This window comes from Bradyrhizobium ottawaense, assembly GCF_900099825.1.
Lineage (GTDB): Bacteria > Pseudomonadota > Alphaproteobacteria > Rhizobiales > Xanthobacteraceae > Bradyrhizobium > Bradyrhizobium ottawaense_A.
Genome location: NZ_LT629693.1, coordinates 7401645 through 7427884 on the forward strand (window position 1 = coordinate 7401645; position 26240 = coordinate 7427884).

Consider the following 26240-nt stretch of genomic DNA (forward strand, 5'->3'; position numbering starts at 1 on the left):
ACAAACACACGCAACTCAACGCCACAACAAACCACTACTCATCATTGCGAGGAGCGATAGCGACGACCTGTCCGCCGTAGCTTCTTGAGCGAAGGCGGAAGCAATCCATTCTTTCTTTATGCGTCGAGATGGATTGCTTCGCTTCCGCTCGCAATGACGGCTTCAGTACGCGTTCTCGTTCTTCGTCATCAGCGCCAGCGGCGTCTTGAGCAGAATGAAGAGGTCGAACAGCACCGACCAGTTCTCGATGTAATAGAGATCGAACTCGACGCGCTTCTGGATCTTCTCGTCGGTATCGACTTCCCCGCGCCAGCCGTTGATCTGCGCCCAGCCGGTGATGCCGGGCTTGACGCGGTGGCGCGCAAAGTAGCCGTCGACGGCCTCGTCGAACAGCCGGCTCTGCAACTTGCCCTGCACCGCGTGCGGGCGCGGGCCGACCAGCGAGAGGTTGCTCTTGAACACCACGTTGAACAGTTGCGGCAATTCGTCGAGGCTGGTCTTGCGGATGAAGCGTCCGACGCGGGTGACGCGCGGGTCGTTCTTGGTCACGACCTTGGTGGCGGTCGGATCGGCCTGATGGTGATAGAGCGAGCGGAACTTGAAGACATCGATGCGCTCGTTGTTGAAACCGAACCGCTTCTGACGGAACAGCACCGGGCCCGGGCTGTCGAGCTTGATCGCGAGCGCGACCAGTCCCATGACAGGCAGTGCCGCGAGCAGGATCAGGAAGCCGACGACGTGGTCGAACAGCCACTTCATCACCAGGTCCCAGTCGGTGATCGGCGCCTCGAACACGTCGAGCGTCGGCACCTCGCCGAGGTAGGAATAGGAGCGGGGACGGAAGCGCAGCTTGTTGGTATGGACCGAAAGGCGGATGTCGACCGGCAGCACCCACAGCTTCTTCAGCATCTCCAGGATCCGCGTCTCCGCCGAGATCGGCAGCGCGAACAGCACGAGATCGACGCGGGTGCGGCGGGCGAATTCGACGATGTCGTCGACCTTGCCGAGCTTCGGGCTGCCGCCGCAGGTGTCCATCGCGCGGTCGTCGTTGCGGTCATCGAACACGCCGAGCATGTGGATGTCGGAATCTTCCTGGATATTCAGCGCCTCGACGAGCTTTGCACCGTTCTCGTCGGCGCCCACCACGATGGTGCGGCGATCGAGCCGGCCCTGGCGCGCCCAGTTGCGCACCAGCGAGCGCAGGACCAGCCGCTCGGTCACCAGCGCCGCGAGGCCGACGAAGAAAAACGTCGTCAGCCAGAGTCGCGAAATCTCGCTGCCGAGCTTGACGAGGAAGGAGGCACCGATGAACAGCAGGAATACGAACGCCCAGGATGAAACCATCCGGGTCATCTGCCGGAGCTGGCCGCGGAACACGTCGACGTCGTAGATGTCGGCGGCCTGGAAGCAGATCACGGCGGTTGCCGTCATGGCGACGATCGCGGAGGCATATTCCCAGTGGAAGCCGCCGAGGCGGACGACATAGCCGAAATAGAGTGCGATGCCGATCAGGCTCAGCATGACGAAATCGACCAGGCGTACTGCGCCCGCGATCACGATCGGCGAGTAGGCGCCTCCGACCTTTTGATTGGCGACGGCAAGGGCTGCCGGAGTCAGTCTTCGGCGCCGCTCGACCGGTGGGCGATCGGCAGTGCCGTCCATCGCGGCCGTCGCCGCGGCATTGATCATCGAGCGAGCGTTAATCGGTTCCACTGGTCCACGTCCGTTCTTGAGCAGGCAGATCGGAATGCGCCTGCCGATGCGGAATTCCCCGCATCACGGCATAAGGGACAAATCGGAAGAAACAGTTACGTTGGTAAATAACAGTTAACGTTTGGCAAACGCGTCGCGGTAGCCGGCCAGCACGCCCTCGACCATTGCCTTTTGCGAGAAGTGCACGAAGATTCGTTCGCGCAGCGACCTGGCGCGCTCCCGCGCCGCATCCAGATTATCGAGTGCGCTCTCGACGGCATCGGCCATCGCCGAAGCGAGCCCGGGCGCAAACAATGCGTCGGCATGGTCGGGTCCGAAGATCTCGGGAATGCCGCCGACATTTGAGGCCACCATCGGAATGCCGGCCGCCGCAGCCTCGATCACCACATAGGGCATGGAATCGCCGCGGGAGGGAACCACCAGCAGCGAGCCCTTGGAAAAGCCGTAGCGCGCCTTGACGTGACCGATGAACCGCACGGCCTCGCCGAGACCGAGCTGCTGCACCTGCGCCTTCAGGTTTGCCGTTTCCTCGCCATCGCCGGCAAGCGTCAGCGTCACTGGCCGGCCGTCGGCGCGCAGTCGCGCCACCGCATCGATCAGCAGGTCGGCGCCCTTGATGTGCCGGAACTCGCCGACATAGACCAGGTCGCTGGCATCCTCCGCCTTGACGACCGGATCGAACTCATTGGCGGTGACGCCGTTGAACACGCAGCGTACCAGCCCCTTCGGGGTGCCGATGGTGCGCTGATAGGTGTCGCGGGCGAACGCGCTTTCGAACAGGAACAGGTCGGTCTTGTCCATCAGCGCGCGTTCGACGCGGGCGTACAGATTTCCCTTCAGCGTCGTCAACGGAAAATGCAGCGAGCCGCCATGCGGCGTGTAGACCCTGATGGTATGGTTCGAACCGGTCCAGCGAATAAAGGCGCCGGCCTTGGCGCCGTGGCCATGCAGGATGTCCGGCTTCAATTGCCGGATCAGGCGCTGGAAGCGTAGCCATACCAGGAAGTCGGTCGGGAGCGGTTCGCGGCGAATGGGGAGGCGGTGAACACCGAGCTTGAGGCGAGGGGCGATTTCCGCGAACGCCTGCTCGGCGCGCTCGCCGCCGGTCAGGTTGTCGGCGACGATGCCGACGTGATGACCGCGGTCGGCCTGGCCGTTGGCCAGATCCAGGATATGGCGAAAAATCCCTCCCACCGGGGCACGCGTTGCGTGCAGGATACGAAGCGGCTGGCCTTCGACGACAGCCATGATCAGAGCCAGCGTTCCATGCGGCCCGTGAGAGCGGGCGCAGCAACCGGGAATGGGTTTGGGGCGAGCGCGCCGCGCATCACGAGAATCCTGAAAAAGCGATATGCCCGATTAAGGGCGTCCATGGTTAACAAAACATGACCGGGCGCCCGCGGCCAGCCCTTATCTGGCCCGCAAACGAGCGGATTAACCCCGCAGCAACCTTAATGGAGTGTAATCGGCCCCGTTCAAGTGAGCAGTTGCGTTCGCGGGAGTGTGCGATGCGTTTAGCGTTCTGGCGTGCGGGCAAGGACAAGACGGTGGTGCAGCGAGTGGTCTCGAAGCCCGCACCGGCGGTCCCGATGCCGGTCGCAGCCTCCGAAACCGGCGATCTCGACCTGCATGCGCTGGGGCAGGCGCTGGTGCGCAAGCGGGGCTGGATCGTCGTGCCGACCGTGCTGGCCGCGATCCTGTCGATCACCGCCGTCAACATGATCACGCCGCGGTACAAATCCGAAGCCCGCATCCTGGTGGACGGACGCGAGAATGTCTTCCTGCGGCCGAATGGCGAGCGCAACGATGATCAACGTAACGGACTCGACGCCGAGGCCGTGACCAGCCAGGTCCAGTTGCTGCAATCGCGCGATCTGGCCCGCGAGATCATCCGCAAGAACAAGCTTGCCGAGCGCCCGGAATTCGATCCGGTGCTGCAGGGATTTTCGCCGCTGAAATCGGTGCTGGCCCTGTTCGGCATCGGCCGCGATCCGTTCTCGTTGGGCCCGGAAGAGCGCGTGCTCGACGCCTATTACGAGCGCTTCACCGCCTATGCGGTCGACAAGTCTCGCGTCATCGTCGTCGAATTCCAGTCGCGCGATCCGGAGCTTGCGGCGCGCGTCGCCAACTCCATCGCCGAAGGCTATCTGGTGCTGCAGCAGAACGCACGGCAGGAGCAGGCGAAGTCCGCCGGCCAGTGGCTGTCGGGTGAAATCGAAAATCTGCGCAAGAAGGTGGCCGACGCCGAATCTCGCGTCGAGGATTTTCGCTCGAAGTCGAGCCTGTTCGTCGGCACCAACAACACCACGCTGTCTAACCAGCAGATGGGCGAGATCAATACGCAGTTGAACAACGCCCGCGCGCTGAAGTCGGACGCCGAGTCCAAGGCGCGGCTGATCAAGGAGATGCTGCAGAGCGGCAAGCCGATCGAGGCTTCCGAGGTGCTCAATTCCGAACTGATCCGTCGGCTGTCCGAACAGCGGGTGACGCTGCGTGCGCAGCTCGCCGAACAGTCTTCGACGCTGCTCGATCAGCATCCGCGCATCAAGGAATTGAAGGCGCAGCTCGCCGATCTCGACCGGCAGTTGCGCGAGGAGGCCGGCAAGGTCTCCCGCTCGCTGGAAAATGACTCCCGGATCGCCAATGGCAGGGTCGAGGGCCTGATCGCCAGCCTCGATCAATTGAAGAAGCAGGCCTCCTCGAACAACGGCCAGGATGTCCAGCTCCGCGCGTTGGAGCGTGAAGCCAAGGCCCAGCGCGATCTTCTCGAATCCTATCTCGCCAAATATCGGGAGGCGACCACCCGGGAGAACATCGAGGCGGCGCCTGCCGACGGCCGCATCATTTCCCGCGCCAGCGTTTCCAACGTTCCGGCCTATCCGAAGAAGCTGCCGATCGTGCTGATCGCGACCCTGGCGACGCTGCTGCTCACCAGTGGTGCGATCGTGACCGGCGAATTGCTGCGCACGACCGCGCCGCGGGCTTCCGCTGCGTTCGCCGCCTGGCCGGCATCGATACGCGCGCCTTCGCTGGTTCCGGATTTGCCTGTCGAAGACCTCGAGGTTCCTGCGGCGATGCCGATCGCCCCCAATGCGGATGCCTCCCTTACGGATGCCGCGGCGGGCCGCGGCGAAATCGAACAGTTGGCCGACGATCTCGCCGGAAAGGCCGGTACGGCGCGAAAGCTGACCGTGCTCGGCACGGCGCCGGGCGAGAGCATCACGCTGACCACACTGACGCTCGCACGGTTGATGGCGCGGCAGGCGAAAGTCGTCGTCGTCGATCTCGCAGGCGCAATGCCGACGATAGCTGCGGCATCGACAGACCCGGCAGCGGCCGGGCTCGCGGAGTTGATGCAGGGTCAGACATCGTTTGCGCAGATCATCACCAAGGACCGGCAGTCGCGGGTCCATCTGGTCAGTGCCGGGCGTCCGGGCTTCGACCGCGCGCAGCTTCAGTCGCCGCGGCTGACCTTGACGATCGATGCGCTGCTGCGGGTTTACGATCACGTGCTGCTGGACGTCGGCGCGGGCTCCGATCTGCCGGCGGAACTCCTGACGTCGCAGGCGCGTGCGGTGGTGGTGCCTGAGCCCTCGATGGCGCCGGATGCCCGTGCCGCGATGTGCGACCAGCTCCGGGCGGTCGGTTTCGCCGAGGTGACGATGCTGAACGAGCCGTATCGGTCCTCGGACGCCATCGAACCCGGCCCGCGCATGGTGGCGGCGTAAGGTTTGCTTCGTAGGTGGGTTAGCGAAGCGTAACCCACCGATGTCCGCAAAGATGGTGGGTAACGGCTTCGCCTAACCCACCCGGTTCCCTGTCAGACCTCATCCTGAGGAGTCGCGCAGCGGCGTCTCGAAGGATGAATGGCACCAGTTTGGCCGCATGGTTCGAGGCGGCGCCAACGGGGCGCGCGTTCGCGCGACCCGTTGGCGCCTCCTCACCATGAGGGTTATGATTAGCTGAACGCGTTGCGCAGCTTTTGCGCCATCCCGAGCAGCGCCGGATTGTGCTTCACCAGACGCTTGGTGCGGTTGAGGCCCGACATGACGCCGGCCGCGAGCTTGCCGCGCTGGCTGAGCGCAATGAAGCTGTCGAAGATCGGTTCGTCGTCCTTGCAGAACAGCCGCTTGTAATCGTCCGATCCGATCCCGAGATCGAGGGCGCGATAATCCTGTGCGGCATAGTGGTCGATGATGTCGCGCATCAGGATCAGGCCAGGGCTGTATTTCGCGCTGGCCGACATCGTGTAGGTGTTGAACATCATCGAAAACCGATAATCGTCGGCCACTCCGGCGAAGATCGCGATCACTTCCTCGTCGCATTCCAGCGCGTGAATATCGATGACGTGGTGGCCGTTGGGAAGCGGCGTCGTGCAGGCCAGGCGAATGAAATCCTCGATGCCGGGATCGGCAAAGACGTTCGGCAGTTTCTGTTCGGCCATCCGCAGCGGCTTGACGCGGAAGAACCAGTCGAGCAGCCGGGTGGCGTCGGCCTCGGTCGACGCGACATGGTAGCGGTAGCCGGGCAGGGACTGCAGCTTGCGCTCCTTGCCCTTGAGGCGGCGCCGGAATGAATTGCTGACCAGCGTCGCGGGAGCCGCACCCGGCTCCATCGTCAGCACTGGACAGTCATTGGCCGACGGCTGATGCGGCAACAGCGCCAGCGGATTGGGTAGATCGCGCCAGCGCAGCGGCTGCTGGTGCAGCGCGAACACGTCGGCTTCGGCGCGCTGCGCTATCGCCGATATCAGGCCTTCGAGATCGGCCTGCGTCGCGCTCGCGGCAAAATCCCGGTCCCACAGCGCCATGTTGAAGGTCGAATGCTTGCCGCCCATGAAGCCTGCGCAGCGCGCGCCGTAAGCGTGCCTGAGTGCGAGCGGCAGCAGCAACAGCGGGCGGCGTTCCGCATCGTGGCCAATGACGATGAAGGGAACGAGGCCTTCGCGCTCGCCGACCTGCCGCTGCCAGGCGGCAACGAAATCGAAGCGCTGATAGGGCGTGAAGGAGGCTTGCTGGTTTTCGAGGCCGCGCCAGACCGCTTCAGCAGACGCGAGGTCGTGAACGATATCGATGCCGGCGATGCGGCCGGACTTCGGCCATGTATCCGCCGTACCGTTGTCAATCGCGGCAGCCATGGTCATCGCGGAACCCGTGTTATATGAAATTGTTTACAATTTGCGGCTTTGCCCGACCTTCGCAGGGAAATGTCAACAAAGCGTAATAACATTGCGGTCGCGGCGCGCACGCTCGGCCGTGGTTGGGGGCGGACGTTGGCGTCGGACACAGGGATTTTGCAGCGGGCCCGGATGGAGCTCGCTTATTTCAGCGGCTACGCGCGATGGAAGCAGCGGCAGACCGGCGGCGCCGGCGTCATCCTGCGGTTCGAGCGCGTGCGTCCGCGGCAGTCCCAGCGATTTCAGCCGCATCGGGCAGGCGAGATCACGCCGCAATTTCTCGACCGGACGATCCGGGCGCTGAAGCGCTGGAAATTCGACCTGGTGACGATCGACGAGGTGTGCCGGCGGGCGGTCACGCTGCCGAAGCCAAGGCCGTTTGTCTGCCTGACCTTCGACGGCGGCTACAAGGACGTCATCACCGCGGCCTATCCGGTGCTGGCGAGGCACGGCGTTCCCTTCGTCGTCTACCTGCCGACCGCCTTTCCCGACGGGCTCGGCGAAATGTGGTGGCTGGCGCTGGAAGAGCTGATCGCGCGCGAAAGCCGCATCAGCCTGGTGATCGACCGCAAGGAGCGGCACTTCGCCACCCGCCATGTTTCGGAGAAGCATGACGCGTTCGAATTTCTCGTGAGCTGGATGCGGACGCTGCCGCCATCGGATCTGTCATTCGCCATCAACGACCTCTGCAAACGCTATTCGCTCGATCTCGCAGCGCTGTCGCGCAGTGCGTCGATGGACTGGGACGATCTGGCAAGGCTCGCGGCCGATCCGCTGGTGACGATCGGCAGTGCGACGGTGAATTGCCCCGTGCTGTCGAATCTCCGGGATGCCGACGCCAGGCGCGAAATCGCGATGGGCAAGGCGGTTGCGGAGACCGCCTTTCGCCGCGACGTCAGGCATTTCGCCTATCCGTTCGGCGACCGCGAATCCTGGCGGCGGCAGCATCTGGAGATGGCGCAGGAGATAGGCTTTGCCAGCGCGGTGTCGGCCATTCCCGGTGTCGTCGAGCCGAAGGGATACACCAACCTCCACGCGCTGCCGCGCGTCGGCTGGGACGGGCGACAGCGCTCGCTGCGCATGATGCGCGTCATCCTGTCCGGAATGATGTTCCCACCGGTCAAACCGACCAGGGACAATCTGGCTTAGAAAGACAACTTAGACTTGGCGATCCGGCCGCGACATCCAGCTAATGATCGGCATGGCCGGCAATACCCATCCAAGCCCGGCTACGACGTAGAAGATCGCCTGCAGCAGCCCGGAATTGGCCAGCCACGGCGTCTGCGCGATCGTCATTCCCATCAGCGACCACACCACGACCAGCACCAGCAAGGCGATGGTTCCGAACAGTTTGCGGGTGCGTATCGTCATGGCGGATATGTGAAGCTCGCTGCTGTTGGCGCGGCTTGCGCGCCGGAAGGGGCGGACTATAAGGGGCGCGGCAATTCAATCAAGCACGGTTCTTCGAATTCCATGACCGGTAATTCCGCACAGCAGGCCCCGCAACTTGGCGCCGTCAAATGGTGGCTGATTTCGGTCGCCGCCCTGATCGCGATCATGGTGCTGGTCGGCGGCGCCACGCGGCTCACGGAATCCGGATTGTCGATCGTGGAGTGGAAACCGGTCACCGGCACGCTGCCGCCGCTCGACGACGCGCAATGGGCGCAGGCCTTCGAGGGCTACAAGGCGATCCCGCAATACCGCGAGCTCAATGCCGGCATGAATCTCTCCGAGTTCAAGACCATCTTCTGGTGGGAATGGAGCCATCGGCTGCTCGGCCGCGTCATCGGCGCGGTCTACCTGCTGCCGTTCCTGTTCTTTCTCTGGCGCGGCGTTCTCGGCGCCGAATTGAAGCGGCGGTTGTGGCTGATCTTCGGGCTTGGCGCGCTGCAGGGCGCGGTTGGCTGGTGGATGGTGGCCTCGGGGCTGTCGCAGCGGGTCGAGGTCTCGCAATATCGCCTGGCGACGCATCTGGTGCTGGCGCTGCTGATCTTTGCCGCTGTCGTCTGGACGCTGCGGCGATTGTCGGATCGGCCGCGGCCCGTCGCACCGGCGCGGCTGAAGATCACGGCGATGGCGCTGCTGGCGCTGACCTTCGTGCAGCTCTATTTCGGGGCGCTGGTCGCCGGTCTCCGCGCCGGCAGGGTCTACAACACCTGGCCCGACATCGACGGCAGCTTCATCCCATCCGCCGCGCGGCTGTGGTTCGAGGAGCCGTGGTGGCGCAACCTGTTCGACAATACGCTGACCGTGCAGTTCGAGCATCGCATGACCGCCTATGCGCTGCTGGCGCTGGCGATCCTGCACGCGATCGATGCCGTGCGGTCGCGGGCGGGGGCTGCCGTTGTCGGCGGCGCCGGGTGGCTGGTCGCGGCGATCCTGCTGCAGGCCACGCTCGGCATCCTCACGCTGCTGCGCCAGGTCCCGATCGATCTGGCTTTGACGCACCAGGCAGTCGCGATCGTAGTGTTGACGCTGGCGGTCGTTCAGGCAGAGCGGCTGGCTGCGCGCGGCGTCGCGCAGGGCAGCGGGAATCTGACCTTGCCGGTCGGGCAGCCCGGCTGATCCTACGCCGCCGCGCTGCGCGCGTTCCCCGCTGAACCGGCTTCCAGGTAATCCAGCCCGATATCGAGCGCGGCGGAACTGTGCGTCAGCCAGCCCGCGGAAATCAGGTCGACGCCGGTGGCGGCGATGGCGCCGGCGGTGGCTGCCGTGATGCGGCCGGAGGCTTCGGTGATCGCCCGGCCATCGGTCATGGCGACCGCCTGTCGCAGCTCGTCGGTCGTCATGTTGTCGAGCAGGACCGCGTCGACGCCGAGCGCCAGTACCTGTTCAAGTTGCGCGAGCGTATCGACCTCGACCTCGATCTTGACGAGGTGGCCGGCGTGCGCTTTGGCGCGCTCGATCGCGGTGCGGATGCTGCCGGCGAGCGCAATATGGTTGTCCTTGATCAGCATGGCGTCGTCGAGGCCGAAGCGGTGATTGCTGCCGCCGCCGGCGCGGACCGCGTATTTTTCCAGCGCGCGTAGTCCGGGCGTGGTCTTGCGGGTGCAAACGATGCGCGCCTTGGTGCCCTGTGCGGCCGATACCAGCGAAGCCGTCGCGGTGGCGACGCCGCTCAGATGGCAGAGAAAATTCAGCGCCGTCCGTTCGCCGGTCAGGAGGCCGCGCGCGGGCCCGTCGATTTCAGCGATGACATCTCCGGGCGTGACGACGCTGCCGTCCGGCCGCGCGGCGGTGAGCCTGATCTCGGGGGAAGCGAGTTGAAACGCCGTGCGGGCGATGTCGAGCCCGGCCACGATGCCGGGCTGGCGCGCGCGCAGCACCAATGAGGCCCGCCGGTCGGCCGGCACGATCGCATCCGCGGTGATGTCGCCGGCGCGGCCGAGATCTTCGAGCAGCGCGGTCCGAACCAGCGGTTCGTACATGAGGGGCAGAAGAGGCGTAAGCGTCATGGCTGGGCACTCCCGACAGACAGAGATGGCGTTTCGACGATCTCGCGGGCCGCGGCGAACGCGTCCGAAAGGGTGAGGGATGACGGCAGGGCCGAAGGCAGGGTGTCCGGAAAATCGGTGCGAAAATGCCCGCCGCGGCTTTCCTCGCGCCGGAACGCCGCCACCGCCATCATCAATCCGACCAGCGCCGGATCGGAAGCCGCGCCGGTGCCGCTGGCGATCGGATAGAGACCGCGGATGGTGCGTTCGATACCATGCCGGTCGCGCAGCACGCCAAGGCCTAGCGACAGGATCGGCCGCACCCCCGAGGCGTCGGATGAGGGCAGGGCCGCAAGGGTTGCGCGCGTCTTCAATGGTCCACGGCCCGCGCCATTGACGCTTTCCGCAACCCACGACGCACACACGATGGCTTCCATCAGCGAATTGCTGGCGAGCCGGTTGGCGCCGTGCAATCCAGTGCGGCTGACTTCGCCGCAGGCCCAGAGGCCATCCACGGTGCTGCGGCCTTCGGCGTCCACGGCGATGCCGCCCATGTGATAGTGCACCGCCGGCCGCACCGGAATCGGATCGGTCGCGGGATCGATCCCGGCCATTTTGCAGAACGCCGAAATGACCGGATAGCGTTTGGCGAAATCCGCACCCGGATGCGTTCGCGCGTCGAGGAAGACGCGGTGTCCCTGAGCGCGGCGGTGCCAGACCGCGCGCGCGACGATGTCGCGGGGCGCCAGTTCGGCGCCGGGCTGGTCCGCCATGAAGCGCAATCCAGTGTCGTCGATCAGGGTAGCGCCATCGCCGCGCACGGCCTCGGTCACCAGCGGCATCGGCCGCGACGGTCCGTCGAACGCGGTCGGATGGAACTGGACGAATTCGAGATCGGAAAGTCTTGCGCCGGCGCGCGCCGCCAGTGCGAGACCCTGCCCGAAACAGCCGGCCGGGTTGGTGCTGTCGAGAAACAGCCCACCGATACCGCCGGTCGCGAGCACGACGCGGCCGCTGTCGATCACCAGGGGCCCCTCCGCGTTGGCGGCGAGCACGCCCTTGATGGCGTTGTCCTCGACGATCAGGCGTCGGGCTTCGACGCCCTCCAGCAAACTGATCGACGGACAACGGCGGACGGCTGCGATCAGCGCGCGCATGATCTCGCGGCCGGTGCCGTCGCCGGTGGCATGCACGATCCGGTTGCGGCCGTGTGCGGCCTCCAGCCCAAGCCGCCAGCCGCCATCGCCCCGGCGGTCGAAGGCGACGCCAAGCCTGGCGAGATGTTCGACGGCCGCAGGCGCCGCATCGACGATCCGCCGCGCGACGGCTTCGTCGCAAAGGCCTGCGCCCGCGGCCAGAGTGTCGGCCAGATGGAGGGCAGGCGCGTCGTCGTCGCCCATCGCCGCCGCCAGTCCGCCTTGCGCCCAAAGGCTGGAGGCTTCCGCTCCGAGCGGCGCTTTCGAAAGCAGCAGCACCGGCTCAGGCGCAAGCTGCAGCGCCGTCATCAATCCGGCGGCGCCGCCGCCGATGATCACCGGCCGGTTGTTGAGGGCTGAAGTGTCGGTGCTCATAGCGCCAGCATCCTCTCGACGGCGCGCCGGGCGGGCGCAGCGATGGCAGGATCGATCGTCACCGCGTGCTGACCGGTCTCCAGCGCGTGCCGGATGTTCTTCAGCGTGATCCGCTTCATGTGCGGGCACAGATTGCAGGGCCGGATGAACTCGATATCGGGGTGCGCTACCGCGACGTTGTCGCTCATCGAGCACTCCGTCAGCAGCACGACGCGAGGCGGTCGCCGTTGGGCGACAAAATCGGACATCGCTGCCGTCGAGCCGGAGAAGTCGGCCTCCGCCACCACTTCGGGCGGGCATTCCGGATGGGCGAGAATGGTGACGCCGGGATGGTTCTCGCGCAGTTGCCTGACGTCGTCAGGCGTAAACAGCTCGTGCACCTCGCAATGGCCCTTCCACGCGATGATCTTCACGCTGGTTTGGGCCGCAATATTCTGTGCCAGATACTCGTCCGGCAGCATGATGACGCGCTCGGCGCCGAACGACTCCACGACCCTGAGCGCATTGCCGGACGTGCAGCAGATGTCGGATTCCGCCTTCACCGCGGCCGAGGTGTTGACATAGGTGACGATGGGCACGCCGGGATAGCGCTGACGCATCAGCCGCACATCCTGCGCCGTGATTGAATCCGCGAGCGAACAACCGGCGGCCAGGTCCGGAACCAGCACGGTCTTTTTGGGGTTCAGCAGCTTGGCCGTCTCGGCCATGAAGTGCACGCCGGCGAGCACGATGACGTCGGCGTCGACCTTGGTGGCCTCGCGGGCGAGCAACAGGCTGTCGCCGACGATATCGGCGACGCCGTGGAAGATTTCCGGCGTCTGGTAGTTGTGCGCCAGGATGACGGCGTTGTGCTTTTTCTTGAGTTCGAGGATGGCATCGACATCCTCGGCAAAGGTCGCCCATTCGGGCGGCGGGATCACCCGTTTGACCCGCTCATAGAGCTGATCGGTGCGGGCTAACGCTGCGGCGTGAAGATCGGCCATTTATACTCTCCATGAGCATATTCTGACTTATACTTAGCCTGAGCATAATCGAAGTCAAGTGCGCGAAAGAGGAAGTTTGGTGCCGGCGACGGCGCGTTCGGCCAGTACGGCGTGGCGGAACCGGAACAGCTTGGCCGGCCGTCCAACCGTCTCAGTGGCGATTGCGCCAGTTTCCTCAACGAGTTGCTGCTGCTCCATCAGGCGGCGGAAGTTCTGCTTGTGCACCAGCCGACCTGCAAGCGCTTCAACACTGCGTTGCAGTTGCAGCAGGGTGAATTCAGCCGGCATCAGCTCGAATACGACGGGGCGGTATTTGATCTTGGCGCGCAGCCTCGCGATTCCGGTCGCGAGAATCCGGCGGTGATCGCCGGTCATGGCCCGGCCGGGGACGACCGCTGCCGCGCTGCCGCCGTCGCGTACGGCTTCCGGGATCAGCGAGGCCTCGTACAGCAGCTCATAGCGCTGCAGCACCAGTTCCTCGTTCCATTCGCGGTCGTCGAGGCCGAAGGTGATGGCGACGCGCTGCCAGCGGTCGCGCTGCAGGTTGGCGGATGGCGCCGACTTCGCCCATGCCCGCAGCCGGGGTGTCAGTAGTTTCGCGATCAAAGCGGGGGCGCCGGCCCGGTGGTCTTCCCAGGGGAAATAATCGTACCAGCCGGACCAGTGGGCCTCAAAGCCCGCGCCGACCTGGTCTTCGCGGGTCAGGCCGAGATAGCTGATCGAGATCGTATGCGGCGACTTGGCGTCGCCGGTCCGCCCGCGATCGGCGAAAGTATAGAGCTGTTCGACATAGCCGAGCGGATGGCCGGTCTGCGCCTCGACCCATGCCCGCAAACCCGATTGCAGCGAGCGGTGCGCAAACTCAAACGGACCGCTCGGCAGCGCGTCCGCCTTGGCGATCGTCATGATCTTCGGCTCGCCCTCGGTCACGGCGGCGAGAACGGCGACGAGATCGGCGGTGATGACGTTCGCTGTCACCGATCCCCTGGGTTTTCGCAGTGCCGTTGCCACGTCCGTCTCCGTTGTTGGCGGTTACGCGACTAGCAATATCCGAACACGCCGCAGGCGTAAGGCAGCCGGGCCCAATACGGACCGTATTGCGGGCCGCCGTAATAGGCGCCGTCATAGCTGTAGGAATGCCCGGTGCCGTAGTAGCCGGGCAGGGTCGACGAGCCCGGCAGAACCGGCGTCCCGAAGACGCGCGGCGCATAGGGCACCACGCCGACCGGCGTGAACAGCACGTCGGGATCCTCTTCCTCGACGACCACCAGCTGGCGGCCGCGCCGCACATACTGGGGCGAGGCCACCGTGGTCCGGCGGGTGTAATGGGCGCGGGGAAGTCCCGGCGGCAAGTTGCTGGCGGCGCGAACGGCGGCGCGCTTGGTGGCGACGGGACCGTCAGGGTGCTTGGTGGCGACGGGCGAGTTGGCCGGCTTGGTCGCGACGGGCACGTCAGCCGGCTTGGTGGTGGCAGGCTCGTCGGCGGCAGCGGTTCCGACCGCGAACACCGCGACGAGAAGTGGCATTATCCAGCGCAGCATCATTCACCTCCCGAATCATACGGAGCTATTCCATGTCACTGTATGCTGGAATGACCGTTAACGAGAGGCTTGTGGTGTCGGGCCAGATGGCCGCCTGGGTCGCTAATATTAATATTCGCTGTCATGGCCGGGCTTCCCGGCCATCCACGTCCCCCTTCAGCACGTTCCAAAGACGTGGATGCCCGGCACGAGGCCGGGCATGACGACATTGGGGACGTGGGTCGTAACGTTTACGCCGTCAGCGCCTGCTCCAGATCCGCGATCAGATCTTCCTTGTCCTCGATGCCGATCGACAGGCGGACCACGTCGGGGGCGGCGCCCGACTTCACCTTGGCGGCATCGTCGAGCTGGCTGTGCGTGGTGGAAGCCGGGTGGATCACCAGCGAACGGGTGTCGCCGACATTGGCCAGATGCGAGAACAGCTTCAGGTTCGACACCAGGTTGACGCCGGCGTCGTAGCCGCCCTTGAGGCTGAAGGTGAACACCGCGCCGGCACCCTTGGGCGCGTATTTGCGCGCGAGGTTGTTGTACTTGTCGGTGGCGAGGCCGGAGTAGTTGACCGCCGCCACCGCCGGGTGGCCGGTGAGAAACTCCGCGACCGCCCTGGCGTTCTCGCAATGCTTCTGCATCCGCAGCGGCAGCGTCTCGATGCCGGTCAGGATCATGAAGGCGTTGAACGGCGAAATCGCCGGTCCAAGGTCGCGCAGCCCGAGCACGCGGCAGGCGATGGCGAAGGCAAAATTGCCGAACGTCTCATGGATCTTGATGCCGTGATATTCCGGGCGCGGCTCGCTCAGCATCGGATATTTGTTGTCCTTCGACCAGTCGAAGGTGCCGGCATCGACGATGATGCCGCCGAGCGAGTTGCCGTGGCCGCCGAGAAACTTCGTCAGCGAATGCACGACGACGTCGGCGCCGTGATCGATCGGGCGGATCAGGTAGGGCGTCGCCAGCGTGTTGTCGACGATCAGCGGCACGCCGGCCTTGCGGGCGACTTCGGCGATCGCCTCGATATCGGTGATGCTGCCGGCCGGATTGGCGATCGACTCGATGAAGATCGCCTTGGTGTGCGGCGTGACCGCGCGCTCGAAGCTCGCGATGTCATCCGGATCGGCCCATGCCACGTTCCAGCCGAAACTCTTGAACGCATGGGTGAACTGGTTGATCGAGCCGCCATAGAGCTTTCGCGCGGCGATGAACTCGTCGCCGGGCCGCAGCAATTGCTGCAGCACCACCACCTGGGCGGCGTGTCCGGACGCCACCGCGAGCGCCGCAGTGCCGCCCTCCAGTGCCGCGACGCGCTCTTCCAGCACGGCGGTGGTCGGATTGCCGATCCGCGTATAGATGTTGCCGAACGCCTGCAACCCGAACAGCGACGCGGCATGGTCGGCGTCGTTGAATACGAACGACGTGGTCTGATAGATCGGCGTCACCCGCGCGCCGGTGGTGGGATCGGGCTGCGCGCCGGCATGCACGGCGAGGGTCGAAAATCCCGGGAGACGATCGGTCATTCTTGGTATCCTGTTTTGGCCAGTTCGAAAACGCGCGGCATGCTGATCGCAGCCGGGTCCGCCGTCAAGGCGAGGCGTTCACATATCGCCGATTAGAAACGGGCCTGCTTCGTCATGGCGCGTTCTCGAAACGATTATGTCGCCTTCGCGTCAGGTCAGGTCGTTCCTGTTCTTCGCGGCGCGGTCGGAGGCCGCGGTCGCGCCGCCACCGACGCTCGTCCGGTTCAGCGACAGCCGCATGCCCTGCGTCGGGACCGGCGCGCGCTTCGAGCTCAGCGTGCGCGAATTGACGCCCATCCACGAGATCTCCGACGACAGCCTGCCGTATTCGATCTTCGGGCAGCGGTTCATCACGACCTTGAGGCCGGCGGCTTCGGCTTTCGCCGCCGCCGCATCGTCGCGCGCGCCGAGTTGCATCCAGATCACCTTCGGCAACGGCGACAGTTTCAGCGCTTCCTCGACCACCGGCATGATGTGGCTGGAGTTGCGGAAGATGTCGATCATGTCGATGGGGCGGCCGATATCGGCCAACGAAGCGACGAAGGGCTTGTCGAGCAGGCTCTTGCCGACATGGCCGGGATTGACGGGGATCATGTCGTAGCCGCGCTGCGCCAGATACTTGAAGGCGAAATAGCTCGGCCGCACATTGACCGGCGACGCGCCGACCATCGCGATCGACTTCACGCCGTTGAGGATGCCGCGAATGTAATTGTCGTCATAGGCGTCGTGGTTCATTTCGTTCTTTCACCGTCATTCCGGGGCGATGCGAAGCATCGAACCCGGAATCTCGAGATTCCGGGTCTGGTCCTTCGGACCATCCCGGAATGACGACGCTGAGGTAGCGTCGTCACTTATCCTGCCATTTCGGCTCGCGCTTCTCGATGAAGGCGCCGATGCCTTCCTCGGCGTCGCGCGCCATCATGTTTTCCGTCATCACCTCTGCCGCATAGCGATAGGCGTTGGCAAGGCTCATTTCGGCCTGGCGGTAGAACGCCTCCTTGCCGAGCTTGACGGTGTAGGCGGATTTCAGCGCGACTTGTTGCGCCAGCGCGATCGCGGCATCGCGCTCGGTGCCGGCTTTGACAACGCGATTGACGAGGCCGATGTCTTTTGCGGTTGCCGCCGAAACCGGCTCGCCGGTCAGCAGCATCTCCATCGCCTGCTTGCGCGGAATGTTGCGCGACAGCGCCACCATCGGCGTCGAACAGAACAGGCCGATGTCGACGCCGGGTGTGGCGAAGCCTGCCGTCTCAGAAGCAATAGCCAGATCGCAGCTTGCCACCAACTGGCAGCCGGCCGCCGTCGCAATGCCCTGGACCGCGGCGACCACGGGCTTTGGCAGATGCACGACCGCCTGCATCATCGCGCTGCAGGCGTTCATGATCTCGGCGAAGTAGGCCCGGCCACGGTCGGCATCGCTGCGGCGCGCGGTCAATTCCTTCATGTCGTGGCCGGCGGAAAACGCAGGCCCATTGGCCGCGATGACGACCGCGCGCACGCTGGTGTCGTCGTGAATATCCCTGAGCGCGCCATGCAGCGCCGCGATCAGGCCTTCCGACAGGCTGTTGCGCGCCGCTGGCCGATTGAGAGTCAGCACCGCGATGCTGCCGACCTTCTCACGCAGGAGGATCGGCGGTTGCGGCGCGACTGCGCGGGCGGGCTGGGCGGTCATCTCGGAGTTTCCAAAGGTTTTCAATTGGGCTTTTGTGACAACCTAATGTAACAGGCGATCTGAAGCGAGGGCAGGGGACGGCATGGCGGCAGCTAAAATGAGCGTGGCTGAACTGGAGAAGTTCCTCCGCGAGGAATTCCCCCAGGCCTTCAGCGACGGCGATATCACCATCGAGAGCGCCGACGGCGAGACCTGCCTGCTGCGCCGGCGCTTCAATGACCGCATGCTGCGGCCGGGCGGCACGGTATCGGGGCCGACGCTGATGGCGATGGCCGATTTTGCGATGTATGTGGTGCTGTTGTCGGCGATAGGCCCGGTCGGCCTCGCGGTGACGACCAATCTCAACATCAATTTCCTGCGCAAGGGCCAGCCCGGCCAGGACGTGCTGGCGGCGGCGAAGCTGTTGAAACTGGGCAAGCGGCTCGCGGTCGGTGAGGTCAATCTGCTGTCGGGGTCATCGCCCGATCCGATCGCGCACGTAACGGCGACCTATTCCATTCCAACTACATAGGCTTTTGTACGGTAATATAACACCATATTTATAAGCCGCTGTTTTTGCTGGTCTAATTTGTACGTTTCGACATTGACGCGCGCTGCCTGGTTCTCTAGAAATCCGCGCAGTTCGGCGCGCTTGGCGCCGATTTCCATTTTTACGGATTCCCTCACATGAAAACCTTTTCGGCAAAGCCGGCCGAGGTGACGAAGAAGTGGGTGCTGATCGACGCCAAGGGTTTGGTCGTCGGTCGTCTCGCCACGCTCGTCGCGATGCGCCTGCGCGGTAAACATCTCCCGACCTACACGCCCCACGTCGATTGCGGCGACCACGTCGTCATCATCAACGCGGCGCATGTCGTGCTGACCGGTCGCAAGCGCGACAACAAGGTCTACTACAAGCACACCGGTTTCATCGGTGGCATCAAGGAACGCACCGCGAAGTCGATCCTCGAGGGTCGTTTCCCCGAGCGCGTGGTCGAGAAAGCCATCGAGCGCATGATCCCGCGCGGTCCGCTCGGCCGCGTGCAGATGGGCAATCTGCGCGTTTACCCCGGCGCCGAACATCCGCATGAAGCCCAGCAGCCCGAGACGGTTGATATCGCTTCGATGAATCGCAAGAACATGAGGGCCGCATAAGATGTCCGATACCATGCAGTCTCTCGAACAGCTCGGTTCGCTGAAGGTCGCCGCACCCGACGCGCCGAAGTACATCAAGAAGGTCGACAAGTACGGCCGCGCCTATGCCACCGGCAAGCGCAAGGACGCGGTCGCCCGCGTCTGGATCAAGCCGGGCGCCGGCAAGATCGTGGTCAACACCCGTGAAGTCGAAGTCTATTTCGCCCGTCCGGTGCTGCGGATGCTGATCCAGCAGCCGCTGGTCGCAGCGGCCCGCGCCGGCCAGTACGACGTCATCTGCACGGTCGCCGGCGGCGGTCTGTCGGGCCAGGCGGGTGCCGTGCGTCACGGCATCTCCAAGGCTCTGACGAACTTCGAGCCCGATCTGCGCGGCGTGTTGAAGAAGGGCGGCTTCCTGACCCGCGACTCCCGTACCGTCGAGCGCAAGAAGTACGGCCGCGCCAAAGCGCGCAAGTCGTTCCAGTTCTCGAAGCGCTAATCGCGTCGCTAAAATTTGCAGCGAATACTGCATTCATGAAACGAAGAAAAGGGCGCCGTTCGGCGCCCTTTTTGCTTTCGATTTACTTATCAATTACCGCGGTTTTTCGTGAAAACTTGGTCACCCGCGCAAACCGGATTCGAACCCGGCACGCCGTAGGGTGCGCGAGACGATGGCGCAAAACCGCATTTTTTCGTGCGCCGGACAAGTTGCATCACAAGCGTTCGGAGTGCCCATGTCGCTCGATACCTCCACGCTCTATCTCGTCGCCACGATGATCGCGGCCATGCTGGGTGGCATGTTGCTGATTTTCGGCAAGCAGGAGAATATTTCGGCGCTGGAATGGTGGGGCGCCGCCTATCTGCTCGGGGCTGCGTCGGTTGGTTTATGTACGATCGCCGGCGATTCGCTCGGTGTGACACTTTCGCTGGCGCTCAATGCCGTCGGGTTCATCGCCTGCGGCATGGTCTGGAACGCTTCGCGGCTGTTCCATGGCCGCAAACCCAATCTTCCGGGAATGGTTTTCGGCGCGATCGCCTGGATCCCCATCGCCCTGGCGTTTCCGCCCGGGGCCCTCGCCATCCGCATCACCATCGGTGCCGGCATCGTCGCGTTTTATGCGGCGCTGACCGCGGGCGAATTGTGGACTGAGCGCCGCAAGCCGTTGCAGAAGCGCTGGGTGGCGATCCTGGTGCCGGTGATGCACGGTTTCGTGCTGATGCTGCCGATTCTGCTGGGCCACCTGATGCGGCCGTATAACGCGAAGCTGTCCGGGAACATCTGGATCACCGGTTTTGCGATCGAGCTCGTGCTCTATGCGGTCGGCACCGTCTTCATCATCTTCATGCTGGTCTCCGAACGCGCGGTGACCCTGCACAAGACCGCGGCTTCGATGGACCCGCTGACCCGCTTGTTGAACCGGCGTGGATTCGTCGAGGCGACGTCGCGTGTGATCGAACGCGAGGCCCGTGCCGGCCGGCCCGTGGCCGTGCTGATCTTCGACATAGACCATTTCAAGTCGATCAACGATCGCTTCGGGCATCCTGCGGGCGACGAGGTCTTGATATTGTTCGCGACCGTCGTGGTCAGCACGCTTCGGATCAGCGACCTGTCGGGGCGAATCGGCGGCGAGGAGTTCGCGGCTTTGTTGCCCTGCTCGCTGGAGGAGGCCGTGGTCGTGGCCGAGCGCGTGCGCTCGGCGTTTGCGGCTTCGGGAATCGTGATCGAGAGCGGTCCGGTCGATACTACCGTCAGCGTCGGTGTGGCCGGCGGACCGGCGGGCACCGAACTTGAAGTGCTGCTGGCGTCGGCTGACACCGCGCTCTATCAGGCCAAGCGCAGCGGCCGCAATCGCGTCGAGGCCGCGGAGGAATTGCCGCTGTCGCTGGAGAGCTGGCGGCGCAAGACCGCCGGGCTTTCGGCACCGGTACGGCAGGCGCCGGCAACCACCTGATGGAACCGCGGTAACCCCGCGTTTACCATTCCGTCCTTATTATTCCGATATGGACTCACGACGCACACGAAACCCGCAGGCTGCCCTGATGTCGCTCGAAGCGGCGGCGGTGATTGCCCGGGGCGGATTCGCTTGCATGTTCTCGACCTCGGAAGAATACGAGATGGCGCTGATCACCGAGCGCCGTGCGCAGGGGCGTTACGATCAGCGCAGAACGCGCTGGCCTGCCATCATGTTCGCCGGCTGTGCGATGATGGTCGTGGGTACGGTGCTGCTGTTTCGCTAGCACGTACGGGCGTGCCGAACGCACCTTTTCCATCTTCATCGGGGTGACGCGACATCAGGGCTTCAAGCCCTGATCCATCCATTGCTTGAAAAGCGCTATTCGTTCCGGCGGCCATGCGGTGTCCGGGGGTATTCGATGGGCCGACACGGCGTCGAACAGGCTCTGGGCGTTGGCGGGTGTGCACATCCACGCCACGTCATCGAGGTGCTTGCCTCGGAGGCCCATGCACGTGACGTCCATATCGCGGAACAGCGGCCGAATGTCATGGCTGTACGTCAAAGTCGCCGGTGCGTCGCCTTCGGCTGGCGGGAAGGTGCCGTGAAACTGGTCGAACCCGAAATTCGGCGGCGACGAAGTGATGTTGGCGATGATCGTGTTGCGGCGGGAGTTCTCGATATGCACCTCGGTCGCGTTGTCGCTCTCCACCCAGGTCACCAAATAGACGTCGGGCGCGATGTTCTCCGTTTTGATGACGACGGTTTCGGTCTCGCCTGCCGAGCCGTCAGAATTCAAGACGACGTAGGTCAGTGATGTGTCCGAGGTAAGGGCCGGGGTGACCTTGAACGCCCGGAAGTCGACCAAGTACCTGTGTCCGGTTCCGGGAAACGCATTGGGCATTTTGCAACTCCCAATCAGGACGCCACTCGGTCAAGCCGACCATCGAGGCGCACCAGCGGTGCGCGCGTCGAAATCGCAAGACACTGGCGTGATGCTCAGGGGGGATCGGACCATATTTGAAATTTAAGGTTGCTAAGGAGTATAGCTATCACCGCAGAGCGTCAATATCATTCGTCGAACCTCCCAAGGTGATGCCGTTCACGAGGCCATGGCCGCGTGGTTTCGCCGCGCTTTTTCTTTTTGGCCGGCCGGGTTAGACACGCCCATTGTCAAAACAAGGCGTAACCCAGATGATCCTCGAAATCGCACAAATCGACGTCAAGCCCGGCACCGAAAAGGACTTCGAAGCCGCCGTCGCCAAGGCGCGCCCGCTGTTCCTGCGCGCCAAGGGCGGCAAGGGGTTTGAACTGCACAAGTCGATCGAGAAACCGTCGCGCTACCGGCTGATGGCGAAGTGGGAAACGCTGGAAAACCACACGGTGGACTTTCGCGGTTCGGAAGATTTCACCGCCTGGCGTGGCCTGGTCGGGCAGTATTTCGCCGCGCCGCCCGAAGTCGAACACACCGAAATCGCGCTGACCAGCGCCGGCTAAGGTCAGTCAGGCCGCCGCTGCCTGCGGCGCGGCGCCTTCCGCCTTGAAATGGTCGATCATGACCTTGGCGATCGCCATCAGGGGCAGGGCCAGCGCCAGCCCCCAGATGCCGAACACGACGCCGAGCAGGATCTGGAACGCAAACAGCGTGGCCGGCGGAATATCGAGCGCCTGGCGCTGGATGATCGGCGTCAACACGTAGCTTTCCATGGCATGCACGCCAAGGAACAGGATGAAGGCGCTCAACGCGGCGACCCATCCCGAGGCGAGGCTCGCGAGCACCACGATCAGCCCGGCCATGATGGCGCCGACGGTCGGAATGAACGCGAGCAGGCCGGCCTGGATGCCCAGGATGAACGAGCTCTGGATGCCGATGACGGCAAGGCCGATCCAGGTCACGAGGAACACCGCGGCCATGGTGACGATCTGTGCGATCAGCCAGCGCTCCAGCGTCTCGCCGATGCGGTCGATGATCACGGTGGCGCGCGCGCGATGTTTGGCGGGCGCCATGAACAATAATCCGGCGCGATAGACGCCGGGCTGCGCTGCGAAGGCCAGCCCCAGGAACAGCACGATAAAGAAGTTGCCGACCGCGCTGACGGTGCCGAGCAGCACCTTGAGGGTCTGGCTGACGATGGCGCCGCCGCTGGAGGCGAGCGTGCCGGCGCTTGGCAGGTTATGGGTCGGGGCCGGGGCCGGCGTCGTCGTTGTCGTCGAATCCGATGCCGGTGCTGCCGCCGCGTTGCCGAAATCGAGGTAGCTGGTGTCGATGCCGTTCTTTTCGAGGAACGCCTTGACGGTCACCAATTGCGATTTGATCGTATTGCTCAACACCTTCGCCTGCTGGGCGATGGTGGCGCCGCCGAGGAAGACGACGCCCGACAGCATCCCGGCGAGGACCAGGCAGACGATCGCGAGCCGCAGCGAATGCGCCAGCCCGACGACGCGCCCGAGCAGGTTGGTCATGGCGTTCAGGGCGACGCCGAGCAGCATGCCGGCAAAAATCAGGAACAGGGTCGCGGCGAAAGTCCAGGTGAACAGCAGCAACGCGGCGAACAGCACGACGCCGATGCCGCCGACCGATATTGCCCACGCCAGATCGCTGCGGGCCTGAAGGCGATCGTCAGCCGGTCCTGTCACGTTGATTCCTTTGCAGAATGATCGTGCGCCAGTCTTTCGACAAACGTGGCCGGGATCAAGCCAGTGCGAGCGCGCCGGTTTGACGCTGGTGGGTCCGGTATGTCAATCGATGCATCCATCCGATGCGGCGGGCTCGAGGACACGATGAATTTCAAATGGGTCGGGCCGATCGTGCTGTTGGCGGCACTCTTTATTGGCGACCAGATCAGGATCAACCGTCCCAGCCATAAATATCGCCTGACCGTCGAGGTCGAGACCCCCCAGGGCCGCAAATCGGCATCCGGCGTGCTGGCGGTCCATCCCGACCGCGGCTACAGCCGCGGCGGCCATACGCGCACCGTGGGCGACGCCGTTTTCGTCGACCTCGGCGGCGGCAAGAATCTCGTTGCCCTGCTGGCGCATCTCGACGGCAAGCTCGATCTCGACGGCACCAACTACGTGGCGCTCCGCGCCTATGGCGCTGGCGGCGGCAAGCGTGTGTCGTTCAACGAGATGAACCGGCTGACCGGTACGGTTCCCGTGAAGGGCGCGCTGATTCCGGTGCTGGTGAGTTTCGCCGATCCGGCCAATCCCGGCACTGCACGGGCGGTGTTGCCCGATGATTTGGCGGCTGTGCTCGGAAACGGCTATCGCCTCGGGGAAATCACCGCCGAAGTGGTTCCGAACGGATTCTGGCCGCTCGACTTCGGCGGCGCGCTCGGCGAGCCGGTCACGCGCGGTATTGCGGCGAAGCTGCCGTGGCTGAATGGACCCGACAATCCCGCCGCCACGGCGCTGCGCGCGGCGGGTTTGCCCGGCGTCGAGGCGATTGACGCCAAAGAGGCCTTCACGCGCAAGTAGCCGAACGGGCCGCGGAGGGCCGGCATTCTCGCGCACCTGTGAAGCGTGGGTAGCGGCCATAACATGTTGATCCGGCACGATCTCGCAGGCATGATCGGCTGGAATCTTGGCCCAACGTAGAAGATCCTTGCACAGGACGATGACAGCGGAATTTTGGCGATGAGACGGCCCGTGGTCGGGGTGATCGGGAACGCGCATCGCGTCGAAAATCGTTTCGCGACGCAGATGGTCGGAGAACGCAACCTGCGCGCGGTCGCCGACGTGTCGGGCGCGCTGCCGCTGATGTTTGCCGGTTCGCCCGAAATTACCGATGTCGGCGCCTTGCTCGACGTGGTCGACGGCATCGTACTGACCGGCGCCCGCGCCAACGTCCATCCGACGCGCTTCAAGACCGAACCGCACGAGAAGCACGAACCCTACGACGAGCACCGTGACGACGTCGCGCTGGCGCTGGCGGAAGCCTGCGTCGCCCGCGGGGTGCCGATCTTCGGAATCTGCCGCGGCCTGCAGGAAATGAATGTCGCCTTCGGCGGCTCGCTGCATCCGGAAATTCGCGAGATCCCCGGCCGCATGAACCATCGCATGCCGAGACTCGAAAACGGCGAAATTCATCCCGATCAGGCGGTGGTGTTCGCCGACCGCCATGACGTCAGGCTGACGCCGGGCGGCGCCTTTGCCGCTATCCTCGGCTGCGAGACCATTCGCGTGAATTCGCTGCACGGGCAGGGCATTCTCGATCCCGGCAAGCGCGTCGTGATCGAAGGCGTCGCCGAAGACGGCACCATCGAAGCGATCCGGATCGCCGATGCGCCGGGCTTTGCGCTCGGCGTGCAGTGGCATGCGGAGTACGACCCGCAGCGCAATCCGATCAACCGCGCGCTGTTCGAGGCGTTCGGCGACGCGCTCAAGGCGCATCGGCGGGCGAGCTAGGCGGCCGGAGCAACCGGTCGCGTCATAACGGGAGGATGCGATGCGGGACCGCAAATGGTCGAGGCGCGATTTGCTCGTGGCGGGGACCGCGTCGGCGGCCGGCATGATGTTCGCCGCGCCATCGAAGGCCGCAGCGCCGCCGCCGACCGCGGTGACATCAGCCATGGTCGAGGCGGCGAAGAAGGAGGGCAAGCTGTCGTTCTACAGCGCGCTCGAACTCAACACCGCCGAGCGTCTGGCGCGGACTTTCGAGGCGAAATATCCGGGCATCACCGTGCGCGTGGAACGTTCCGGCGCCGAACGGATTTTCCAGCGCATCGCACAGGAACAGGGCAGCGGGATCAACGCCGTCGACGTCGCCAACTCGACCGACCCCGCGCATTATCTCGAATGGAAGAAGAACGGCTGGCTGGCGCCTTATCTCCCCGATGATGTCGCGAAACATTTTCCGGCGGATCAGGTCGATCCCGACGGCATGTATGCGACCTCCTGCGCCTGGCTGGAAGCGATCGGTTACAACACCAACCTTGTTAAGCGCGAGGATGCGCCGAAGAGCTATGCCGATCTGCTCGATCCGAAATGGCAGGGCAAGATCGTCAAGGCGCATCCCGGCTACAGCGGCGCCATCCTGACCACGACCTTCGTGCTGGCGCGCGACCTCGGCTGGCCCTATCTGGAGAAGCTGGCGCGCCAGAAGGTCATGCAGGTGCAGTCGGCCGCCGATCCGCCGAAGAAGATCCTGCTCGGCGAGCGCGCGGTGATGGCCGACGGCAACGACTACAATTTGGTGCTGCTGAAGGACCAGGGCAAGCCGGTCGAAGTGGTCTATCCGACCGAGGGATCGCCGCTGATCATCGTTCCCTCCGGCGTCTTCCGCGGTGCGCCCAATCCGAACGCCGCAAGGCTGTTCCAGAGCTTCTTCTTCAGCGCCGAGACCCAGCAGATGCTGGTGGACGTCTTTGCGCATCGCTCGTTCCACGCCCACGTGAAGGAGAAGGGCGAGCATGTCCCGCTGGCCAACCTGAAACTGCTCAAGGCCGATCCGGCCGCGGTGCAGGCGCAGAGCGAGGAGATCAAGGCGCGCTACAGCAAGATCTTCGGCGTTTAGGTCGGCGGATCAGGAGGCCGGCAGGCGCCGGGACCAAGGCTCCCCGTAATTCTACGGGATGT

At 64.4% G+C, this 26240-nt stretch carries 27 protein-coding genes; 12 read left to right on the top strand and 15 right to left on the bottom strand.

Features of this window, described 5'->3' with window-relative positions; translation table 11 throughout:
- Nucleotides 1-162 precede the first annotated feature (162 nt).
- Together BLR13_RS34935 and BLR13_RS34940 are read right to left on the bottom strand one after the other, a co-directional pair.
- A complete protein-coding gene (locus BLR13_RS34935) occupies nt 163-1713 on the bottom strand; it encodes an undecaprenyl-phosphate glucose phosphotransferase (RefSeq protein ID WP_074832473.1) in 1551 nt (516 codons plus the stop codon).
- 114 nt (nt 1714-1827) lie between these two features.
- Nucleotides 1828-2961 carry a glycosyltransferase family 4 protein gene (locus BLR13_RS34940; protein WP_074832477.1) on the bottom strand — a complete coding sequence of 378 codons (1134 nt, stop codon included), beginning with the start codon at nt 2959-2961 and terminating at the stop codon, nt 1828-1830.
- A 260-nt stretch (nt 2962-3221) separates the two neighbouring features.
- Between BLR13_RS34940 and BLR13_RS34945 the strand changes: the two genes are divergently transcribed.
- Complete coding sequence (locus tag BLR13_RS34945) at nt 3222-5441, top strand: GumC family protein (RefSeq protein WP_074832479.1); 2220 nt, start codon at nt 3222-3224, stop codon at nt 5439-5441.
- 230 nt (nt 5442-5671) lie between these two features.
- Here BLR13_RS34945 and BLR13_RS34950 read toward each other — a convergent pair whose 3' ends face one another.
- Nucleotides 5672-6856, bottom strand: coding sequence for a GNAT family N-acetyltransferase (locus tag BLR13_RS34950; RefSeq protein ID WP_074832482.1), 1185 nt, complete (start codon nt 6854-6856; stop codon nt 5672-5674).
- Between the two features lie 129 nt (nt 6857-6985).
- Between BLR13_RS34950 and BLR13_RS34955 the strand changes: the two genes are divergently transcribed.
- Nucleotides 6986-8038 (top strand): polysaccharide deacetylase family protein, encoded by a 1053-nt coding sequence (locus BLR13_RS34955; RefSeq protein WP_171945063.1) that lies wholly within the window; start codon nt 6986-6988, stop codon nt 8036-8038.
- A 9-nt stretch (nt 8039-8047) separates the two neighbouring features.
- Here BLR13_RS34955 and BLR13_RS34960 read toward each other — a convergent pair whose 3' ends face one another.
- Nucleotides 8048-8260: a DUF2842 domain-containing protein gene (locus BLR13_RS34960; protein ID WP_074832488.1), complete on the bottom strand. Its 213-nt coding sequence runs from the start codon at nt 8258-8260 to the stop codon at nt 8048-8050.
- A 102-nt stretch (nt 8261-8362) separates the two neighbouring features.
- On the opposite strand from BLR13_RS34960, the gene BLR13_RS34965 reads away from it, so the two are divergent.
- Nucleotides 8363-9454 carry a COX15/CtaA family protein gene (locus BLR13_RS34965; protein ID WP_074832490.1) on the top strand — a complete coding sequence of 364 codons (1092 nt, stop codon included), beginning with the start codon at nt 8363-8365 and terminating at the stop codon, nt 9452-9454.
- 2 nt (nt 9455-9456) lie between these two features.
- On the opposite strand, the gene nadC is transcribed toward BLR13_RS34965, so the two are convergent.
- The 8 genes from nadC to BLR13_RS35005 form a co-directional block, all read right to left on the bottom strand.
- Entirely contained in the window at nt 9457-10344 is an 888-nt protein-coding gene (gene nadC, locus BLR13_RS34970) for a carboxylating nicotinate-nucleotide diphosphorylase (RefSeq protein ID WP_074832494.1), read from the bottom strand.
- On the bottom strand, nt 10341-11894 hold the full coding sequence (locus BLR13_RS34975) for an L-aspartate oxidase (protein WP_074832495.1): 1554 nt from the start codon (nt 11892-11894) through the stop codon (nt 10341-10343). The genes nadC and BLR13_RS34975 overlap by 4 nt, the downstream gene beginning before the upstream one ends.
- A complete protein-coding gene (gene nadA / locus BLR13_RS34980) occupies nt 11891-12877 on the bottom strand; it encodes a quinolinate synthase NadA (RefSeq protein WP_074832497.1) in 987 nt (328 codons plus the stop codon). The genes BLR13_RS34975 and nadA overlap by 4 nt, the downstream gene beginning before the upstream one ends.
- A gap of 54 nt (nt 12878-12931) precedes the next feature.
- Nucleotides 12932-13888: an NUDIX hydrolase gene (locus BLR13_RS34985; RefSeq protein WP_074832500.1), complete on the bottom strand. Its 957-nt coding sequence runs from the start codon at nt 13886-13888 to the stop codon at nt 12932-12934.
- Nucleotides 13889-13917: 29 nt separating this feature from the next.
- On the bottom strand, nt 13918-14418 hold the full coding sequence (locus BLR13_RS34990; protein WP_143039878.1) for a hypothetical protein: 501 nt from the start codon (nt 14416-14418) through the stop codon (nt 13918-13920).
- Between the two features lie 230 nt (nt 14419-14648).
- Nucleotides 14649-15929, bottom strand: a complete 1281-nt coding sequence (locus tag BLR13_RS34995; protein WP_074832507.1) for an O-acetylhomoserine aminocarboxypropyltransferase — start codon at nt 15927-15929, stop codon at nt 14649-14651.
- Between the two features lie 150 nt (nt 15930-16079).
- Entirely contained in the window at nt 16080-16664 is a 585-nt protein-coding gene (locus tag BLR13_RS35000; RefSeq protein ID WP_074832509.1) for a CoA-binding protein, read from the bottom strand.
- 112 nt (nt 16665-16776) lie between these two features.
- Nucleotides 16777-17601, bottom strand: a complete 825-nt coding sequence (locus BLR13_RS35005) for an enoyl-CoA hydratase (protein WP_091976934.1) — start codon at nt 17599-17601, stop codon at nt 16777-16779.
- An 82-nt stretch (nt 17602-17683) separates the two neighbouring features.
- Between BLR13_RS35005 and BLR13_RS35010 the strand changes: the two genes are divergently transcribed.
- Nucleotides 17684-18112: a PaaI family thioesterase gene (locus BLR13_RS35010; RefSeq protein WP_074832514.1), complete on the top strand. Its 429-nt coding sequence runs from the start codon at nt 17684-17686 to the stop codon at nt 18110-18112.
- Here the strand turns inward: BLR13_RS35010 and BLR13_RS40785 are convergent.
- Complete coding sequence (locus BLR13_RS40785) at nt 18091-18249, bottom strand: hypothetical protein (RefSeq protein ID WP_154070941.1); 159 nt, start codon at nt 18247-18249, stop codon at nt 18091-18093. The two genes, BLR13_RS35010 and BLR13_RS40785, sit on opposite strands and share 22 nt — an antisense overlap.
- An 18-nt stretch (nt 18250-18267) precedes the next feature.
- On the opposite strand from BLR13_RS40785, the gene rplM reads away from it, so the two are divergent.
- The 4 genes from rplM to BLR13_RS35030 all read left to right on the top strand — a co-directional run bounded on the left by rplM (nt 18268) and on the right by BLR13_RS35030 (nt 20949).
- Complete coding sequence (rplM, locus tag BLR13_RS35015) at nt 18268-18732, top strand: 50S ribosomal protein L13 (RefSeq protein WP_027537213.1); 465 nt, start codon at nt 18268-18270, stop codon at nt 18730-18732.
- 1 nt (nt 18733) lies between these two features.
- Nucleotides 18734-19210, top strand: coding sequence for a 30S ribosomal protein S9 (rpsI, locus tag BLR13_RS35020; RefSeq protein WP_074832517.1), 477 nt, complete (start codon nt 18734-18736; stop codon nt 19208-19210).
- 235 nt (nt 19211-19445) lie between these two features.
- Entirely contained in the window at nt 19446-20663 is a 1218-nt protein-coding gene (locus BLR13_RS35025; protein WP_074832520.1) for a GGDEF domain-containing protein, read from the top strand.
- A 49-nt stretch (nt 20664-20712) separates the two neighbouring features.
- On the top strand, nt 20713-20949 hold the full coding sequence (locus BLR13_RS35030) for a hypothetical protein (protein WP_074832522.1): 237 nt from the start codon (nt 20713-20715) through the stop codon (nt 20947-20949).
- A gap of 54 nt (nt 20950-21003) precedes the next feature.
- Here the strand turns inward: BLR13_RS35030 and BLR13_RS41425 are convergent, their stop codons facing one another.
- Complete coding sequence (locus tag BLR13_RS41425; protein ID WP_197679503.1) at nt 21004-21567, bottom strand: MoaF-related domain-containing protein; 564 nt, start codon at nt 21565-21567, stop codon at nt 21004-21006.
- A 290-nt stretch (nt 21568-21857) separates the two neighbouring features.
- Between BLR13_RS41425 and BLR13_RS35040 the strand changes: the two genes are divergently transcribed.
- Nucleotides 21858-22160 carry an antibiotic biosynthesis monooxygenase family protein gene (locus BLR13_RS35040; RefSeq protein ID WP_074832528.1) on the top strand — a complete coding sequence of 101 codons (303 nt, stop codon included), beginning with the start codon at nt 21858-21860 and terminating at the stop codon, nt 22158-22160.
- 6 nt (nt 22161-22166) lie between these two features.
- Here BLR13_RS35040 and BLR13_RS35045 read toward each other — a convergent pair whose 3' ends face one another.
- Nucleotides 22167-23300 (bottom strand): AI-2E family transporter, encoded by a 1134-nt coding sequence (locus tag BLR13_RS35045; RefSeq protein ID WP_074832531.1) that lies wholly within the window; start codon nt 23298-23300, stop codon nt 22167-22169.
- Between the two features lie 99 nt (nt 23301-23399).
- Here BLR13_RS35045 and BLR13_RS35050 point away from each other — a divergent pair, with 99 nt between their 5' ends.
- From BLR13_RS35050 to BLR13_RS35060, 3 genes are all read left to right on the top strand, one after another.
- Complete coding sequence (locus BLR13_RS35050; RefSeq protein ID WP_244524999.1) at nt 23400-24140, top strand: hypothetical protein; 741 nt, start codon at nt 23400-23402, stop codon at nt 24138-24140.
- A 159-nt stretch (nt 24141-24299) separates the two neighbouring features.
- Nucleotides 24300-25070: a gamma-glutamyl-gamma-aminobutyrate hydrolase family protein gene (locus BLR13_RS35055; protein ID WP_074832533.1), complete on the top strand. Its 771-nt coding sequence runs from the start codon at nt 24300-24302 to the stop codon at nt 25068-25070.
- A gap of 40 nt (nt 25071-25110) precedes the next feature.
- On the top strand, nt 25111-26178 hold the full coding sequence (locus tag BLR13_RS35060) for an extracellular solute-binding protein (protein ID WP_074832538.1): 1068 nt from the start codon (nt 25111-25113) through the stop codon (nt 26176-26178).
- The last annotated feature ends 62 nt before the right edge of the window (nt 26179-26240 follow it).